The 17,122-nt window shown below is 43.9% G+C and carries 14 protein-coding genes and 2 tRNA genes; 1 reads left to right on the top strand and 15 read right to left on the bottom strand.

All coding sequences use genetic code 11. From position 1 onward, the window contains the following. Positions 1–28: 28 nt before the first annotated feature. From HMPREF9420_RS13365 to pyrE, 15 genes are all read right to left on the bottom strand, one after another. Positions 29–166 (bottom strand): hypothetical protein, encoded by a 138-nt coding sequence (locus HMPREF9420_RS13365; RefSeq protein ID WP_007135054.1) that lies wholly within the window; start codon positions 164–166, stop codon positions 29–31. Positions 167–537: 371 nt separating this feature from the next. Next, a complete protein-coding gene (metG, locus tag HMPREF9420_RS07910) occupies positions 538–2,601 on the bottom strand; it encodes a methionine--tRNA ligase (protein WP_007135053.1) in 2,064 nt (687 codons plus the stop codon). 151 nt (positions 2,602–2,752) lie between these two features. After that, complete coding sequence (hemG, locus tag HMPREF9420_RS07905) at positions 2,753–4,138, bottom strand: protoporphyrinogen oxidase (protein WP_044078848.1); 1,386 nt, start codon at positions 4,136–4,138, stop codon at positions 2,753–2,755. A 20-nt stretch (positions 4,139–4,158) separates the two neighbouring features. Then, positions 4,159–5,523, bottom strand: a complete 1,365-nt coding sequence (gene hemN, locus HMPREF9420_RS07900; protein ID WP_044079179.1) for an oxygen-independent coproporphyrinogen III oxidase — start codon at positions 5,521–5,523, stop codon at positions 4,159–4,161. Then, positions 5,495–6,742, bottom strand: coding sequence for an MFS transporter (locus tag HMPREF9420_RS07895; protein ID WP_007135050.1), 1,248 nt, complete (start codon positions 6,740–6,742; stop codon positions 5,495–5,497). The genes hemN and HMPREF9420_RS07895 overlap by 29 nt, the downstream gene beginning before the upstream one ends. Before the next feature lie 19 nt (positions 6,743–6,761). Beyond that, positions 6,762–8,834, bottom strand: a complete 2,073-nt coding sequence (locus HMPREF9420_RS07890; protein ID WP_007135049.1) for a TonB-dependent receptor — start codon at positions 8,832–8,834, stop codon at positions 6,762–6,764. Positions 8,835–9,163: 329 nt separating this feature from the next. Then, positions 9,164–9,358, bottom strand: a complete 195-nt coding sequence (locus tag HMPREF9420_RS13360) for a hypothetical protein (RefSeq protein ID WP_169309687.1) — start codon at positions 9,356–9,358, stop codon at positions 9,164–9,166. 409 nt (positions 9,359–9,767) lie between these two features. Continuing rightward, positions 9,768–11,309: a YifB family Mg chelatase-like AAA ATPase gene (locus HMPREF9420_RS07885; RefSeq protein WP_007135048.1), complete on the bottom strand. Its 1,542-nt coding sequence runs from the start codon at positions 11,307–11,309 to the stop codon at positions 9,768–9,770. 48 nt (positions 11,310–11,357) lie between these two features. Further along, positions 11,358–12,353, bottom strand: coding sequence for a DUF4369 domain-containing protein (locus tag HMPREF9420_RS07880; RefSeq protein WP_007135047.1), 996 nt, complete (start codon positions 12,351–12,353; stop codon positions 11,358–11,360). Next, complete coding sequence (locus HMPREF9420_RS07875) at positions 12,350–14,023, bottom strand: tetratricopeptide repeat protein (RefSeq protein WP_007135046.1); 1,674 nt, start codon at positions 14,021–14,023, stop codon at positions 12,350–12,352. Before HMPREF9420_RS07875 ends, HMPREF9420_RS07880 begins: the two co-directional genes overlap by 4 nt. 23 nt (positions 14,024–14,046) lie before the next feature. Further along, a tRNA-Leu gene (locus tag HMPREF9420_RS07870) sits at positions 14,047–14,132 on the bottom strand. A 31-nt stretch (positions 14,133–14,163) separates the two neighbouring features. Continuing rightward, a tRNA-Gly gene (locus HMPREF9420_RS07865) sits at positions 14,164–14,236 on the bottom strand. A 173-nt stretch (positions 14,237–14,409) separates the two neighbouring features. Continuing rightward, the gene (locus tag HMPREF9420_RS07860; protein ID WP_044079178.1) at positions 14,410–14,985 is read right to left on the bottom strand and encodes a hypothetical protein; all 576 of its coding nucleotides are present in this window, start codon (positions 14,983–14,985) and stop codon (positions 14,410–14,412) included. Positions 14,986–15,031: 46 nt separating this feature from the next. After that, positions 15,032–15,442, bottom strand: a complete 411-nt coding sequence (locus HMPREF9420_RS07855; protein ID WP_007135044.1) for an SRPBCC family protein — start codon at positions 15,440–15,442, stop codon at positions 15,032–15,034. A 247-nt stretch (positions 15,443–15,689) separates the two neighbouring features. Continuing rightward, positions 15,690–16,322 (bottom strand): orotate phosphoribosyltransferase, encoded by a 633-nt coding sequence (gene pyrE / locus HMPREF9420_RS07850; protein WP_007135043.1) that lies wholly within the window; start codon positions 16,320–16,322, stop codon positions 15,690–15,692. A 367-nt stretch (positions 16,323–16,689) separates the two neighbouring features. On the opposite strand from pyrE, the gene HMPREF9420_RS13350 reads away from it, so the two are divergent. Further along, a complete protein-coding gene (locus HMPREF9420_RS13350; protein ID WP_007135041.1) occupies positions 16,690–16,896 on the top strand; it encodes a hypothetical protein in 207 nt (68 codons plus the stop codon). Positions 16,897–17,122 lie beyond the last annotated feature (226 nt).

Below are 17,122 nucleotides of genomic sequence, written 5' to 3'. Positions count from 1 at the left end.
GGCGTTGTACCTTTTATTTATTGGTATTTTATCGAAGCATTCCACGCAGAAAACGTACAACACCTACGGCGTTGACCTCCTCACTACATGCATAACCCAGGGTAGGCTGATGCCAACCCTGGGCTATCAAACGTACAACGCCTTCAGCGTTGAACTGCAAATGCATTATAAAACACGTCGAATGACCATACAATCTGCGTCATTTTACGCTGTGAAATGACGCTAATTGCGCAGTAGTTTAATGCAAATTACATTACGATAATTAATGAAACGTTACATCAGTAAGCAGGGAGAACGAAAAAAAGGAAGGCCTTACAGGACCTTCCTTTTAATTTATGTCATGACTTTTAATGTCGAATGCGAGGCTAAACTGAATCGAACATTCATCTACATCAAATTGAATCCAAGGGATGATTGAAGGGAATGTCAATCAAATTTGAATCAAAGGTGCGTCAAGATTACACCAAATGTAGAACAAAAATAGTTCAGATGCAATGCTGTTTACTTTGGGACTTCATCATTTGGAGCCTCAAACCTTTAGCCCACCTGACTGCCAGCTTTTACCTCTCCGAGCGTTGTTGTGACGCTAAGACTACCATCAAAGTTCACCGCGCTTAGGATCATACCTTGACTTTCGATGCCCATCATCTTGCGAGGAGCAAAGTTTGCCACGAAGAGTACATCCTTTCCTATCAGTTGTTCTGGCTCATAATAGGCTGCAATTCCACTGAGAATGGTGCGGTCTTCGCCACTACCATCGTCGATAGTAAACTGCAACAGCTTCTTACTTTTCTTCACTTTCTGACAGTCTTTGATATGTCCCACGCGAATATCTAACTTTTCAAAGTCTTCGAAAGCCACCTCTTTCTTAATTGGTTCGGCCTTGAATGCAGCGGCTTCATTAGCTTTTTTGGTCGCCGCAAGCTTGTCGAGTTGATATTGAATGACGTCATCTTCAATCTTATCAAATAGTAACTCGGGCTCAGCGAGTTGGTGTCCAGCCTTCAAAAGGTTTGTACTGCCAAGCTCGTTCCAGTCAAACGACTCCATGTTGATAAGCTTTCTGAGCTTCTCTGAAGAGAAAGGAAGGAATGGTTCGAATGCAATGGCGAGGTTAGCAACTAATTGTAGCGATATATATAGAATCGTTTCAACGCGCTTTGGGTCTGTTTTCCATACCTTCCAAGGCTCACATTCGGTGATATATTTATTGCCAATGCGTGCCAAGTTCATGGCTTCTTTCTGGGCTTCTCTAAACTTAAAGGCATCCAAATAGGCTTCCAACTTGTCCTTAACTCCCTCAAACTCTTCGAGGGTTGCACGGTCAACGTCTTGCAATTCGCCACAAGCCGGAACCACACCTGCCCAATATTTCTTAGTCAACTGCAAGGCACGGTTAACGAAGTTGCCATAAATGGCGACAAGTTCTGAGTTATTACGCTCCTGAAAGTCTTTCCAAGTGAAGTTATTATCCTTAGTTTCTGGCGCATTAGCAGTAAGTACATAGCGCAACACATCTTGCTTTCCGGGAAGTTCTTTCAGGTATTCGTGGAGCCATACTGCCCAGTTTCGGCTCGTCGATATCTTGTCGTCTTCAAGGTTTAAGAACTCATTTGCGGGTACATTGTCTGGAAGTATGTAACCACCATGGGCTTTTAACATCGTCGGGAATATGATACAATGGAACACAATGTTATCTTTTCCGATGAAATGTACTAAGCGTGTGTCGGGTTCTTTCCACCATTTCTCCCACGAACCAAACTTATTTGGTTCTTTGTCGCATAGCTCTTTGGTGTTACTTATGTATCCAATGGGGGCATCAAACCAAACATAAAGCACCTTGCCTTCAGCCCCTTTAACCGGTACTGGGATTCCCCAGTCGAGGTCACGGGTCATTGCTCGTGGTTGAAGATCCATGTCAAGCCAGCTCTTACACTGCCCATATACATTGGGACGCCACTCTTTATGCTCGTCAAGTATCCACTTTTTGAGCCAAGTTTGATATTCGTTGAGAGGTAAATACCAATTCTTTGTCTTGCGAATCACAGGCTTTGACCCAGAGATTGTAGAGTGGGGATTGATTAATTCCATTGGACTAAGGTCGCTTCCACACTTTTCACACTGGTCGCCATAAGCGTTTTGATTGTGACAATGCGGGCATTCGCCCATGATATATCGGTCAGCAAGGAACTGTTTTGCTTCCTCATCATAATATTGTTCGCTTTCTTTCTCAACGAGTTTCCCGTCATCATAGAGCTTCTTAAAGAAGTCGCTGGCCATCAAACTATGGGTTTTGCTCGTGGTACGGCTATAGACATCAAAGCTGATTCCAAACTCTTTGAAAGATTCTTTGATGAGTTTATGATAGCGGTCACAAACATCCTGTGGCGTGATACCTTCCTTTTTGGCACGCAAAGTGATTGGCACGCCGTGCTCATCACTACCGCCAATGAAGACCACCTCTTGCTTTTTAAGTCGCAAATAGCGTACATAGATGTCGGCAGGAACGTATACTCCCGCGAGATGTCCTATGTGAACACCTCCATTTGCATAAGGCAATGCCGCGGTAACTGTTGTGCGTTTGAATTTCTTTTGTTCCATCTCAATCGTTGGTTATGATTTCTTTGCTTGCAAAATTACAATAAATCATGCGTAAATCAAAGAAATTAAACGAAATTATCAAAGGCTCTTGACAAGGTCAGATCTATGTTATTTTCAACTCTTTGAGATGTTTTCACGCGATAAAAAGGCTTTATGCAAGCTGTGAACCCATGCGAACGGCCTGACGAATGCGGTCGGCCATGCCAATACCATCACGCAGATTACCTCCGATAATGAGGCCTTTGTATGCCTGTTCTATACGATTTACTGCTTCAAATCGTGCCCCACTTGACAACTCATACTGTGGAATGGCACGCTCATGGCGGAAGATTCGTATCATATCGGGTTGCACATTAGTTGGCAAACCAAGCATTGTTGTCAAACCTTTACAAACCATTTGTTGGAGTTCGGCATCGGTTTTATCGAGCATTTCGGTGTGATTCGTGCCGCCGATAAAGAAAGAATAGAGTGCGCCTGCAGTTGGACAACGTTGTGAAAAGCAAGCCGAAGGGAAAAGAATCCCCAAGAATGGTTGTTTCTCACACGTCGGAATGAGTCCTCCAAAGGCTTTATTCTCCACCCCATGTGCGTCAGAAAGGCCGACACTTACCTGTATAATTGGGGCATAACGCAAGGCAGATATCGCTGCCATATCAGCCTCTTCAACAAATGGAAGCATTGTTTTCAGCGCATAAGCTCCTACGGTAGTGATGACGTGTTGGCTGCAAAGACTGATCGTTTCGCCCGTAGCTGTCTTATAACTTACCTGCCATTGGCCGTTCATAGGCGTCACAACAACCTCCTTTGCGCCCAAGATGATGTTTGATTCTCCTACTGATTGTGCCAGTGCTTCGGTCAAACGGCTCAGTCCTCCCACTGCAGAAAAGACATTCTTTGTAGCTAACCGCTCGCGCTCTGACTTCTTTTCCTTGCTCTTTGCTATCCCTCCACGGATAAAACTGCCATAGTTTTGCTCTAAGTTATATAGCTTTGGCAATGCAAAACGCGTGATAAGTGTGTGTGGATTGCCTGCATATACGCCCGAAACAAAGGGGTCTACGGCATAGTCTAAATAGCTTTTGCCGAGTCTTCTGACTACCATTGAGGCCACATCTTCATCAGGATTCGTTCCCTTTCGACGGAAAGGCTCTCCCAAGATGCCGAATTTGTCGCGCCAAGTAAATAGTGGAGTGCGCACAGCCCCTATCAAAGAAGAAGGTATAGCGTGGAACTTTGTGCCCTTCCATATCCATCTTTGTCGTGCCTCTTCATGCGCTTCTTCGAGTGAACAGCCCCATTGGGCAAGGTCATGGAATAGTTCTGCCACCTCAGGATAACTCACAACACCCGTATTTGGGCCACTTTCGAACGTGTAATCTCCTTGTTGGTAGGTGTGAATCTGACCGCCAACACGTTGTTCTTTCTCAATAACAACGACACGTTTCCCACGTTTTTTCAACGTGTGTGCAGTCGTTAAGCCCGTCAATCCAGCACCAATGACAATGGCATCAAGCTTTGTTTGTATTTCGTTTTGCATGTAAACTTTGGGTAAATTCATTAAACTGGGGTTGAGAATTGTTTGTGATTGTCTCGCATCATGGGGTCAAACGCAGCGGCAACATTACGTACAAACGGCATGCCTTCTGGCAAAACGTGCAATGACTCATCATCAAACACAATCAAACCATCGTCTTGAAGCGTCGTCAATTGTTGCTCATCATAATGAATTGCCTGCTTAATCGTCTCAACACTACACTGCAATCGCGTTGCCATGTCACGCCAGTTGATGCTGTTGTTACACATGATACATTCGATGACTTCACGCGTTATGCGCTGCCATTCCACTAAAGCATAGCCACGATGAATAGGCATTTGTCCTGCATTGACACGCGAAACATATTCTGAAATGTCTTTCGTGTTTTGTGCATAAGCTTCATCCAACTGACTGATTCCCGACACTCCAAAAGCATATACCTGTGCCGTGATACGGCGAGGGCAATATCCTTGGAAGTTACGATGAAGCGAATGGTGCTGTAAAGCCACACTCAAGTCGTCGTCGGGCAATACAAAGTGGTCCATGCCGATAGGCACATAACCTGCTACCTGCAATGTTTTTGAGGCCTCTTCAAACATCTTTAACTTCTCATTTTGACTCGGAAGACCTGCCTTTTCCAATATCATTTGTCGTTTAAAAAGGCTTGGAAGATGCGCATAACTGAAAGTAACCAAGCGGTCGGGACGCAGAGATATCGCCTTCTTTATTGTCGAAACAAACGCTGATACGGATTGTTTTGGCAAGCCATAGATAAAGTCAAAGTTCACCTTTGCACCGCCTTCACGCAGTATTTTCATGATGGTTTCAACAGGAAGTAAGGCTGGTTGTCGATTCACACAACGCAAAACCTCGTCATTAAAGTCTTGAATTCCAAGACTAAAGCGGTTAAATCCGCTATCAAGTAGATAGTTCCAGTCTTCTTCTTTCAGGTATCCTGGATGACATTCTATGGCAATCTCTGGCCTATCTATCGTCTCAAAAGCCGACAACAAATGTTCGTTGATGCTACGAATGAAATGCAACGGCATTGAAGAGGGACTGCCTCCACCATAATGAATCTGACTAATTCGGCGGTCTTTTCTTAGATGTGGCAACAGCAAATCAATCTCTTTGTGCAGTGTTTCAAAATATTCTGTGATGCGATCTGGCTTTGCCATGGCCACGGAATTACACCCACAATAATGACAAAGATGCCTACAGAACGGCATATGGATATAGAATGAGATGTTGTCTGCTGTGGCATCATTAGATGTTTCAACAGCCTTCAAATAGTCGGTCTCATCAAACGGGCCGAAAGAATTGGCCGTTGGATAACTCGTATAGCGTGGAACGGGAACGTTATATTTCTTGAATAGTGTTTCGCTCATTGTCTTTTGATTGTTCATTCATGTACATTGTATAAAAGAAAGAGGCTAAAGCGATGGCGCCTTGTAGGGCAAACATGCCGGTGTAGTCTATGCTATTGGCGATGATTCCGCAAATAATGGAGATGAGAATTCCCATGAGATGTGTGATAACGGTTTGCACTGTGAAGTCTGTTCCCTCCCTTCCTGCACGCACATGTTGCATAGATGACGTGTAAACGACTACTGTTCCCATGCCATAACTGCCCCAAAGCACAACAATGGCAAGCGTTAACAGCAAGGTTGTTGGATGGGATAAGGACAGCAATACAAAGGATATTGTTGCGAGAAACATAATGAAAGCAAAGATCACTCGCATGCGTTTATACCCCCAACGACGCACAAAGAGTCCTGCCGGATAGGCCATTACAAAGGCCGAACCAATGCCAACGATGCCACAAAGAAAGCCTATCTCCTTCATCGAATAACCCAAATCGACCATAAAAGGCTTTAACATTGACATGACACCGATAATCCCTGTGTAATAAAGTACTAAGAAAATGACTTGTCGAGAGATTCCTTTCTGACGGAAAAACAGCCCAAAATCCTTCCACGTGGCACGCTGCTTGACCTTGCTTTCCTGCTGAAATGCAAGCTTCTTATGCAGTAACAACGGAATCAGGGCTATGAGAACAAACACACTTAAGCATTGCGCCACACGACTCCAACCATACTTATGGAGCACCATGAGCAACACTCCACTTCCTAAAAGGCTACCCCCGAAGCTGCCCATGGACTGCATGCTGTTCAACAATCCACGCTGTTTATGCGATGAAGTGCGTATGGCCAAGGCGTCAGTAGCAATGTCTTGCGTTGCAGAAGCCATTAAAGCGAGCAGAATAATGACGATTAAGAAGTGGAAAGATGACGGCACTATAGCTCCAAAATTGAAGATACTCGTCAGTAAAACTAATAGGGCATAGACAATCTCTACACCGACAATAGTGCGTTTGTAGTCACGAATCGTGTTGCAATGGCGGTCTACTGCTGGTGCCCAGAACACCTTTAATATCCACGGAAGCTTAATAACTTGCAGCAAACCAATAATAGAAAGCGGCACAGCTTGCTCGCGCAGGATGACTTGAAGGGCTGTAGTGAAGAAGCTCATCGGCACAGCTTGCGCGATATATAGACTAAAGAAGACAGTCAAATAGGCTGTCTTCTTGACGTTTTCTTGATGCATGTATTGAATGATTTGAAGCTTATGGGTGGAGTTTGAAGATTAAAGAAGTTCCCAACATGAATGGTTTTCCACGCTGAGCATACGTTGCTGAAGAGGCAAAAGCATAGCTCATGTAGTGCGTGTTTGTGGTGTTTTTACTCCAAATCTCCCATGTAAAACATCCCTTAGTGGCTGCAACCTTGAGATTAAGTAGGGCATAAGAGGGTTGCATCAGATGGTTATCTTCGGTCCAATAAATCTTACCTGTGCCGAGAAGTGTTGCATTCAGCATGAGTTTGTCTAAGCCAATGATGTGTGGAATGGTATAGTTGGCCACCAAAGCCATGGTTTGTCGTGGCACCATGGGCAACATCTTGCCTGTAAAACTAATGGTGTTGCTCTTTTCATAACGTAGGAACTTTGCATAAGTATACCCGTAGTTGGCTTGCAGTTCGAATTGTGTTGTCGGGCGCCATGTGGCAGAAAGCTCCACACCTTTACTGTTAGAGTGGCCTGCATTGTTGATAATGTTGCCCAAACCCGGTACAGTTGAGGTCACCTGTTGATGCTTCCAATCAATATAGAAGAGCGCCATTTCGGTTTGAAGTGTACCATTCAAGAAAGCCATCTTTGTCCCAATCTCATAGTTCCAGTTATATTCGGGGTCATAAGCTGGTAGTTCATTCGTTGTCGAAGTAAGGTTATAACCTCCTGCTTTATATCCTCTTGCGATTGAAGCATACACTATTTTGTCGGCCGAAAGCTGCTGACTGAGTGTAAATTTCGGTGTAAACTGCCTGAAATATTTATGTGCTTCGAACGTCGCTGTTTGTACTTTACTCGATGGTCCGGCAGTCAATGTATATTTGTTTGCTTCATAGTTTTCGCCAACACGCTCATAGTCATAACGCAATCCCACTGCAATGTGCGTGCTCTTTGTTAGGTCATACGTTGACTGATGATATAAAGCAGCTGCCCAAGTGGGGTTGTTATAGTACTTAGGTGTAGCTAAACTGCGTGTAATGAATTGCGTTTCTACCGAGTTATTCGCCTTTTGATAGAAGCCAAATGCGCCCACAATCCAGTGATATCTGCCTTTAATGTCGGCCGAACGCAACGTGAATTCCTGGCTCACGAGCGTTTGTTTCAGTTGTGTTGTGACGAAAAAGAGGTCCTGAGGAGTGAAGTCTTGGTCGATGTGTTGTTTGTCGTTGCTGTGTTGAAACGATGTCTGCGCATTGAAACGGAAAGCATTTCCGCGATAAAGCCAGTTCATTCCAGCCGACAACACATTGCGTCTGTAGTCGCTGTTGCGGTTATAATTCACGGCATCGGCAGTATTATCATTGGCATGATAGACGCCATATGGGTAGCCACCTTGGGTAGAATGGTCGAAAAGCACATTCAAACGCATCGTCCAAAGCGGTGCCGCCTGCCAGGCAAGTCCTATCTTTGCGTTTGCATCTTGCAAGTCGTCAGCTTTCTTTCCCGTATAAAGGTTGCGAAAGAATCCATCGTTGCGGTGGTAGTTTCCAGCCACATGAAGTCCTAAACGCGGTGCAATCTTTTGATAATGTGCCACACCCAAGCGCACATCATTACGCGAACCATAACTGATTTTGGCTATAGTGTTCTGGTAATCTAAAGGCGAATAGGTGTAGATATTAATGAGTCCACCTGTTGAATTGCGTCCATAGAGCGTGCCTTGTGGGCCTCTCAACACTTCTATTCCACTGATTCCAGCGAGTTCTAAGTCGACAACTGACCGGTCGAAATAAGGCATACCATCGACATATAAGCCTACAGATGGAGCGTTGGTCTTTGAACCTATGCCACGAATATAAATCGGAGTGTTCTGTCGAGCGCCATAATCGGCGATGAAAAGATTAGGAAAAACACAACTCATATCACGCAAACCATTCAGCTCATTGTGTTGAAGAAAGTTACTTCCTGCCACAGAAACCGACATGGGAGCATTGTTCAGATTGTCTTGTTTGAATCCCTTCACAACCACTTCTGATAGCGTGTGGTGTTGAGCTATAGTCGAATCAGCTGTTTCTGCCAGTGCATTTAAGGGAAGAAATGCCGCACATAGGAAAAGAAATGACTTCATGTTTTTGTTTTATATAAAATATTTTGCAAAGTTACAAGCTTTTAACAAATTTCACAATCATCATTTATTAGGAAATGAAAACATGCATATCATCGCATGAAACACGGCGAATAATAGCCAAGTTTGTTGTTAGTAGCATTATGAAATGCATGTTTCAACACCACCGGTGTTGCGTTTTTTCGACACAATTTGCCATATATTTTAATGCGAGAAAATATGAATTATGACACAAAATGAATAATTCAACGCCATCGGTGTTACGCTTTCTAAGCGTAATCCACCATGAATCCCTTCACTATAACCATGTTTTCATAGAAAAAGCTCAACACCTACGGCGTTGAATCTCCTTGTGGATGCTCACCCGGGGTAGGCTCGTTCCTCGCCAACCCCGGGCTATCAAAAACACAACTCGTACCGAGTTGCATAATAAGAGTATTTTTAATGGAGGGAAGTTTCATTGAGAATTTACTATAATGCCTACGGCGTTGCACCATGAGGGTTGTCATAATGTTGAACACATTCACCGAGAAATCATTATAATACAAACGAGATTGTGGGGTGTAACATTCGAAATGACAGATGCATTCATTAGAAAATTAGCACAACACCTACGGCGTTGACCTCCTCACTACACACATAACCTAAGGTAGGCTGACACCAACCTTAGGCTATCAAAAGTATAACGTCTACAGCGTTGAACTTAAATGGTATTTTAAACAACATCATTTTACGCGCTAAAATGCGTCAAATGGTCGTGTATTTTGCCGTATTTTACACGATGAAATGCCCCAAATCATTTTACATTTAATGAGCAATAACATCACCATCTCTAATTAACCTTCAAACTACTCCCTCAATTTCAAAGAGTAACTACTCCCCTCTCTCTTCGGAGAGGGGCTGGGGGTGAGGCTTTATTTCCCTCGCATCACGCCCTCATCGCTCTCCCCAATCGCCACGATCAAGCTGGCGGTAGCTTATGGCTTCAGCCAGGTGGTCGGCTTCAACGTGTGGTGCCCCTGCCAAATCGGCGATTGTTCGCGCAACCTTTAGAATGCGACTATAGGCTCGGGCCGATAGACTTAGTCGGTCCATTGCCATTCGTAGCATCGCTATTCCCGCGTCGTCGGGTTCTGCATACGTATGAATCATACGCTCAGACATTTGTGCATTGCAGTGCACGGCCTTGATTTCGCGAAAACGTTCGGTTTGAATTTCACGCGCACGGATAACACGTTGGCGAATGGTTTCGCTGCTTTCACCCGGCTTTCCACGACTGATATCCTTAAAAGGAACTGGAGTTATCTCGCATTGTATATCTATTCTATCGAGCAAAGGGCCTGAAATCTTGTTCATATAGTGCTGGATTTGTCCCGGCGTACATACGCAATGGTGCGTTGGATCGCCATAGTAGCCGCAGGGACAAGGGTTCATACTGGCCACAAACATAAACGAACAAGGAAACTCTATGTTATATTTTGCCCTACTAATGGTTATCTTTCGGTCTTCTAAAGGCTGTCGAAGTACTTCAAGAGTATGCTTATTAAACTCAGGTAATTCATCACAAAACAAGACACCATTATGGGCTAACGAAATCTCACCGGGCATGGGATTTGTGCCTCCTCCGACAAGCGCTACCTCGGAAATGGTGTGATGTGGTGACCTAAAAGGACGCTGACTGATGAGCGATGTGCCACAACCCAACTTACCAGCGATGCTGTGTAGCTGCGTTGTTTCAAGGCTTTCGGACAATGAGAGCGGTGGAAGTATGGAAGGAAGTCGCTTGGCCATCATCGACTTTCCACTTCCGGGAGGACCTATCATGATAAGATTGTGACCACCAGCTGCGGCAACTTCGAGCGCACGTTTAACGCTTTCTTGTCCCCGAACATCACTAAAGTCGAGATCGAATCGTGTTTGTTGTGCATAAAACTCCTTTCGTGTGTCGATGATTACAGGCTCAAAGTGGGCTGATCCCGTAAGAAACTTGATGACTTCTACGATGTTTTCCATGCCATAAACATCGAGATTATTGACTACGGCAGCCTCTCTGACATTGCTTTTGGGCACGATGAGTCCTTTGAAATGCTCTGAACGAGCTTTGATAGCAATAGGAAGTGCGCCCTTGATAGGTTGAAGTTGGCCGTCAAGACTTAGTTCTCCCACCATCATATATTGGTCAAGACAAGCTGTTTGGATGCTTCCGTTGGCGGCAAGTAAGGCAATTGCCAACGGCAAATCAAAGCTACTGCCTTCCTTTTTGAGGTCAGCGGGAGCCATATTCACGGTGATATCGGCTTTGGGAAACTTGTAACCACAATATAAAAGGGCTGCAGCGATGCGGTCACGCCCCTCTTGAACGGCCTTATCTCCAAGTCCAGTGAGGTGGTAAACAACGCCGGGATTCATGCTCACTTCAATCGTTACAGTGGTTACTTCGAGTCCGTTGACAGCGGCACAATAGGTTTTTACAAGCATGATTAGAAAGAGTTAAGGTTATTGTAGGAGTGGAATATCCACTAAAAATCAAATCATCTTTTCAATGCGGGCAATAAGCTCATCGGTCGAAAGCCCACGAGCAATGATGCGACCACGCTGTAACAAGAGGTTATCTGGTACGGAAGTGAGTCCTAATTTGAGCACCAATGGTCCCTTAAACAATTGTTCATCACAGACAACGGGCCATCGAACACCCTGACTTTCAAGGTTATCTTTGCAAGATTTTCGGCTTGCATCGAGGTTGATTCCAAGCAATTGGAGTTTCCCATTGGCACGCGTTTGCATATCAAGCAAGCGCTGTTGCAGTGTGGAACTCTCATAACTCCACGATGCCCACGTATAGATGATGGCAACAGGAGCCGCAGAATAGGTTGTGGAAGAAATGGATTTGCCCTGTATATCAATAGCCGAGAATGCAGGGAACCTATCAGAAGAGGCATCGGCAAGCGGCTTTATCTGAGCTAAAAGATGGTTCAAATAGCCATTGCGAGCCTGTTCTTTTTGCAATGAAAGCAACAAACGATAGGCTTGTTTGTAATTGGGCTGGGGCCTGCGAAGTAGATATTTGTCAATGAGATAAGGGCCAACAGTCGATTCAGGATGATCATTGACGAAATATTTCACGTCTTTTTCAATCTCGGGGGGCGATGAATTAGCAATCTGATGACGGAACTTTGTCATCAGTTTATTATCATCTGTTCCCGTGATTTCAAGTTCTTTGAGGTGTGAAGCGTCGCCTTCTACGTCGACAGAACCACCAGGTTGTGCAAAGATGGGTTGCTCAGAGAAGTTTGGAAAGACTATAACGAGGACGCCATTCTCTTCACATGGAAGCTCATAAGAGAAGCGTCCACCTTCTACTTTTATGGTATCTAAGCCTGTAATTAGGCCGTCGGGACTGTATACATAGAACTCACCTTGGTTGAGATTAGTTAGTCTTCCGTCGATTTCGAAATGGTGTTTATCGGTTCCACAGGCAGCCAACACCAACGTGAGTACTATGAGAATACAGAGTTTTTTCATCGATTTACTTTAGCAAATTCAAGGTCGTTCTTGGCATATTCGGTCAAAGAGGGATCCTTTTGCAATGCATCTTTCAAGTAGGTTCCAGCCGCATCATTCTTTCCTTGGCGTGCATTGAGCACGGCAAAGAGGTAATATGTCAGTCCGTTTGGCTGCTGAATAGCTTTCAATGTCTGTTCAGCTGCGACATAATTCTTGTTCATCAACTGCGCAAGTGCAGCGCTATTGTTGTTATTAAAGAGTTCATCCGAGGCGTTAGCATAGTTTCCTCGTGCGATATGTAGATTGCCAAGAACCTCATTAAAGCCGTTCGCCTCAGTGGCATCTGATAGATGTCGTTCTGCATCGGCAATTCTTCCGTGTGTCAAATCAATATAAGCCTTGTTGGCAAATGCCTCTGGTGCTTTGCGGTTTACTTGCAAAGCTTTCTCCAAATAGCTTTGAGCCGTCTGCTCATCACCATCGTTTAATGCCAAGGCAGCAAGGTTGTTATAAGCTCGGTAATCGCGATCATAGAGCTCAGTAGTCTTTTTATAGATTGCCTTCTTAGCGTTCTTGTCGTTTGTTAACGATGCCGCATAGAGCAATTCCTCAAGACTTAACTTCGTAGGATCAGCCGCATATTGCTGTTGAATCTGGTCATCGCTGCGACCAATTGTTTGATAATTGATAATCAAACGACTGCGACGGAGTTCTGGAAGGATGCCATCGGCGAGCTCACGGAAGCCTTCACTCATGTTACGTATTTGCTTTTCACGCTCTTGTGGGTCTTTATACATGGACAGAACGCGTAAGATTACGTCCTTATCTTGTATCTTACTCGCCTGAACGAGCTTCATAAAACCATCCCAATCCTGTGCAGTGTAGTGGGCATCTATGTCTGTTTTTAGTTTCGTTCCTTTGAGTTGTTGCTTCACATAGCCTTCACTGACATTCTGACGCTTATTGGCTAACTTATCGTTAAAGCTGAAACCACCTTCTGGAGAGGCATAAGCTTTCACCTCAACATTCTTGATTGCCAGTCCCTCTCGGTCTGAATTGATGCGCTTAAGCATGCTAACAAACTCGCGAACACTATTGTTTTTCAACTCATTGCTACGTAAATTAGCTTGGTTTATGAGGAATTTTACGTTGGCTTCTTGCTTGCGATCTATCACTCTTTGAAACGAATCGAGCGCCAAACAAGCACCGCCTTGGAGCATAGCCTTACGATAAAGTTCTGCTGTTGCAATGACTCCAGTGGCAACTTTGATTGCCGGAACATTGACTTTTGAATTTCCTATGCGTGCATTGAACGTCAAATACATGTCGCTTTTCTGCATGGCTGGCACATAATCAAACGAAGTTTTCATCGTGTAACGACCGCCAAGACGATAAGAAATCACCTTATCGTTGCCCATAACTTTCTCTCCTTGGAATGTCATTGGCTGTCCTTTGGCTACTTCTCCGCCTGCATATCTGAGCTCAGGAACCACAGTTACTGTGGCCTTTTTATTCATAAATTTCTCTGGAAACTGTCCTTCCACCGTTGCAGAAACCTTTCCTCCAACCGTCTCTAAAGGGTTTGGACTAACTGAAAAGCAATCAGAAGTGAGCTTACCTAACTTAGAACAAGATGTCATTAAAGCCAATGAGCACACTGAAAGAGTAAGAATAAGATTGTTGCGCATATCTATGAATTAAATTAAGGGTGTGCCGCGAGCGGGACTCGAACCCGCACAGCCATTACTGGCCAAGGGATTTTAAGTCCCTCGTGTCTACCAATTCCACCATTGCGGCTTTGGAAATAAGAAATAGTTTGTAACTATTGAGCGGAAAACGGGACTCGAACCCGCGACCCCGACCTTGGCAAGGTCGTGCTCTACCAACTGAGCTATTTCCGCAATTCAGGTTTTGCAAAGGTATATTCTTTTATCGAAACCGCCAAATAATTCTTCATTTTTGTTCATGAAAAAAAGCAAAACCTTTCGTGAATCGGTTCAAAACCTTTCCCTTTTAAGGTGTAAAAGTGAGTCAATTCTTTTCATTTTGTAAGACAAGGAATATTTGATTGCAATTAATTTACGCTTAAAATGCCGTATGGTCCCGTAGAAGATGCACGATAACGCGTTAGTTTTTTGCCACGCTCTCCACTGATAATAACTCCATTATTGTTAAGATTGTAGTGACGATGGCACACGTTGCAGATCGCAATTCCACCCGAAGCTAAATGCAACGGCTTACTACGCACTGGCAAAGATGAGGCATCAAAGCAGTTAGAACACTCCAAATCATAGGCATAAAACACTTGAGGATCGCTCAGATTTCCATAGCCAACAATGAGTCCATTGTTATATCCGAGCACATAATGTCCTTGTCTTTCGCGGTCGTTTTGAATGATTTTCTGACTCAATCCATCACTATTTGTGAACACATAATATGTGGCTCCACTGATAAATTGCTGTTGAATGATGCAAAAGATTCCACTATTTGGCGTCATGGCTTCAGCCAAACGAGCACATTGTCGCACGTTATTATTATACACGAAATAAGGACGAAAGTCACTATATTCGTTTTGAATCTTACCACAAGAGCAAACCAACAGCAAAGCTAATACTATCCAAATGCCTCGCCATTGATTAGGCTTTATCATTCGAATTCTTTTCAAATCGTCAAAAACAAGCCTCAAACCGCCTGGCTTACTCATAGTGAATAGCTTGCAAAGCATCAGCTATCTTCTCAATACCTTCGGTTAATGGCTTTGAAACCATCCCCTTAATGAATGGATTTAGCTCGGCCTTGATGGTGAGTTTCATCTTACTTGTGGTTTCGGATACGGGCAAAATCTGAATCCAAAAGTTAAAAGGCAGCGGACTTTCTGCTGTTTCAAACTTAATACATTTAGGGGCTTCACGCTCCACAATGACTAATTTCACAGCACCCATTGGCGTGTTGATACCTATCGAATTGGCATCAAATGTAAGACCGTTTGCCTTATCTTCGGGGATACGATCCTTCACTTTATCTATATTATTCATGTCACTCAACAGAGCATAAACACGCTCTTGAGGATAGTCTATCTGTCGAATACTACTTTCAAATGTTGCCATTTAGTTTAATTCATAATTCATAATTCACAATGCATCATTGCGTATCATACTTCGTTTCCCCTCGCTTCAATGCCTTCAACGCATGGGATTACACAATGCATAATTGCATATCACGCTTCACTCCCTCTCTCTTCAAAGACTTCAACACATGCTTTCACACAACATTTCATTGCATATCACGCGCTATTTCACCCCAGTTTGGATGGGCTGGGAGAGGCTTTTACTTCATAAGAAGTTTTATTTTATCTTATTTTTTCCACTTATCGGGAGCCTGACGCCAGTCATGTAACACCTCAACATCATGTTCACTGATGTAGCCAGTAGCTAATGCTTCTGCCACCACATGCTCGTAGTCGGTCAGTGTTTCAAGTCTAACATTGGCCTCACGAAAGGCATTTTCTGCCACAGGGAAACCATAAGTGTAGCTCGCTACCATGCCAATAACCTCACACGCATTGCTTCTGATAGCCTCAACAGCCTTCAAACTGCTGCCACCTGTAGAGATAAGGTCTTCTATAACGACGACTTTCATGCCGGGTTTCAAGTCACCTTCTATCAAGTTCTCTAAGCCATGATCTTTTGGTTTCGACCGAACATAAACGAAAGGCAAGTTGAGTTCGTCGGCCACTAAAGCGCCTTGAGCGATAGCCCCAGTCGCAACACCAGCTACAACCTCTGCTTCGGGGAAACATTCCAGCACTTTATGCACAAGCTCTAACTTCACATAATTGCGCAATTCAGGGTAAGACAGCGTCTTACGATTGTCACAATAGAACGGCGAAAGCCATCCTGAAGCCCATGTGAAAGGATTATTTGGCTGAAGTTTAATGGCTTTTACCTGCAGCAATCTTGATGCAAAATCTCTCTTTAAGTTGTCCATTATGTTGAAAAATTAATGATATCGTATTGCAAAGTTAGGTTTTTTATCTTATAAAACAAATTTTTATGCCTTATTCTTTCGTTCGCTTGCCGTTTTAGAATGTGTCTATAAATGCAATAAATTCCAGCAACAGATAACATCATTTTAAGGTGGTTCTCACCCCTCTTGATTTCGTTCTTCACATCATCTAAATAAAAGCATCGCGTATAATAAAAGATTTCACGCGCTAAAATGCGTCAAATGGTCGTGTGATTTGCCGTATTTTGCGCGATGAAATGACGCAAATCACTTTACGCTTTATTATCAACGACATCACGCCCACAATTGTTTCATCTCGCAACTGCGTAGGTATTACGCCATTATTCAAATGAATGAATTTTGTAATATAAATGCCCTCATCGCGCAACGCTGTAAGCGTTGTTCGTTTGATAGCCCAGGGTTGACAAGCAAAAGCGTAGTCTACCCTGGGTTATTTGCCATTAGCGAGAACAACGCTGTAGGCGTTGTACCTTTTATTCCTCGTCATTTTATCACGGCATTCCACACAGAAAACGTACAACACCTACGCCGTTGACTTCCTCACTACACACATAACCCAGGGTAGGCTGACACCAACCCTGGGCTATCAAAGGTACAACGCCTTCAGCGTTGAACTTAAATGGCATTGTAATCTGCGTCATTTTACGCGCTAAAATGCCTCAAATGGTCGTGTGTTTTGCCGTATTTTACACGATGAAATGACGCAAACCATTTTACGCTTTATTATCAACAACATCACTCTCACAATTGTTTCACCACGC

The organism is Segatella salivae DSM 15606 (assembly GCF_000185845.1).
Classification (GTDB): Bacteria; Bacteroidota; Bacteroidia; order Bacteroidales; family Bacteroidaceae; genus Prevotella; species Prevotella salivae.
The sequence above is the reverse complement of the archived record's forward strand: the minus strand, read 5'-3'. Positions and strand labels throughout refer to the sequence as shown.

Bases quoted from the DNA above. Each gene is read 5' to 3' on its own strand.
- HMPREF9420_RS13365 (WP_007135054.1), bottom strand. From the start codon at position 166: ATGCATTTGCAGTTCAACGCTGAAGGCGTTGTACGTTTGATAGCCCAG.
- metG (WP_007135053.1), bottom strand. From the start codon at position 2,601: ATGGAACAAAAGAAATTCAAACGCACAACAGTTACCGCGGCATTGCCT.
- hemG (WP_044078848.1), bottom strand. From the start codon at position 4,138: ATGCAAAACGAAATACAAACAAAGCTTGATGCCATTGTCATTGGTGCT.
- hemN (WP_044079179.1), bottom strand. From the start codon at position 5,523: ATGAGCGAAACACTATTCAAGAAATATAACGTTCCCGTTCCACGCTAT.
- HMPREF9420_RS07895 (WP_007135050.1), bottom strand. From the start codon at position 6,742: ATGCATCAAGAAAACGTCAAGAAGACAGCCTATTTGACTGTCTTCTTT.
- HMPREF9420_RS07890 (WP_007135049.1), bottom strand. From the start codon at position 8,834: ATGAAGTCATTTCTTTTCCTATGTGCGGCATTTCTTCCCTTAAATGCA.
- HMPREF9420_RS07885 (WP_007135048.1), bottom strand. From the start codon at position 11,309: ATGCTTGTAAAAACCTATTGTGCCGCTGTCAACGGACTCGAAGTAACC.
- HMPREF9420_RS07880 (WP_007135047.1), bottom strand. From the start codon at position 12,353: ATGAAAAAACTCTGTATTCTCATAGTACTCACGTTGGTGTTGGCTGCC.
- HMPREF9420_RS07875 (WP_007135046.1), bottom strand. From the start codon at position 14,023: ATGCGCAACAATCTTATTCTTACTCTTTCAGTGTGCTCATTGGCTTTA.
- HMPREF9420_RS07860 (WP_044079178.1), bottom strand. From the start codon at position 14,985: ATGATAAAGCCTAATCAATGGCGAGGCATTTGGATAGTATTAGCTTTG.
- HMPREF9420_RS07855 (WP_007135044.1), bottom strand. From the start codon at position 15,442: ATGGCAACATTTGAAAGTAGTATTCGACAGATAGACTATCCTCAAGAG.
- pyrE (WP_007135043.1), bottom strand. From the start codon at position 16,322: ATGGACAACTTAAAGAGAGATTTTGCATCAAGATTGCTGCAGGTAAAA.
- HMPREF9420_RS13350 (WP_007135041.1), top strand. From the start codon at position 16,690: ATGAATGAATTTTGTAATATAAATGCCCTCATCGCGCAACGCTGTAAG.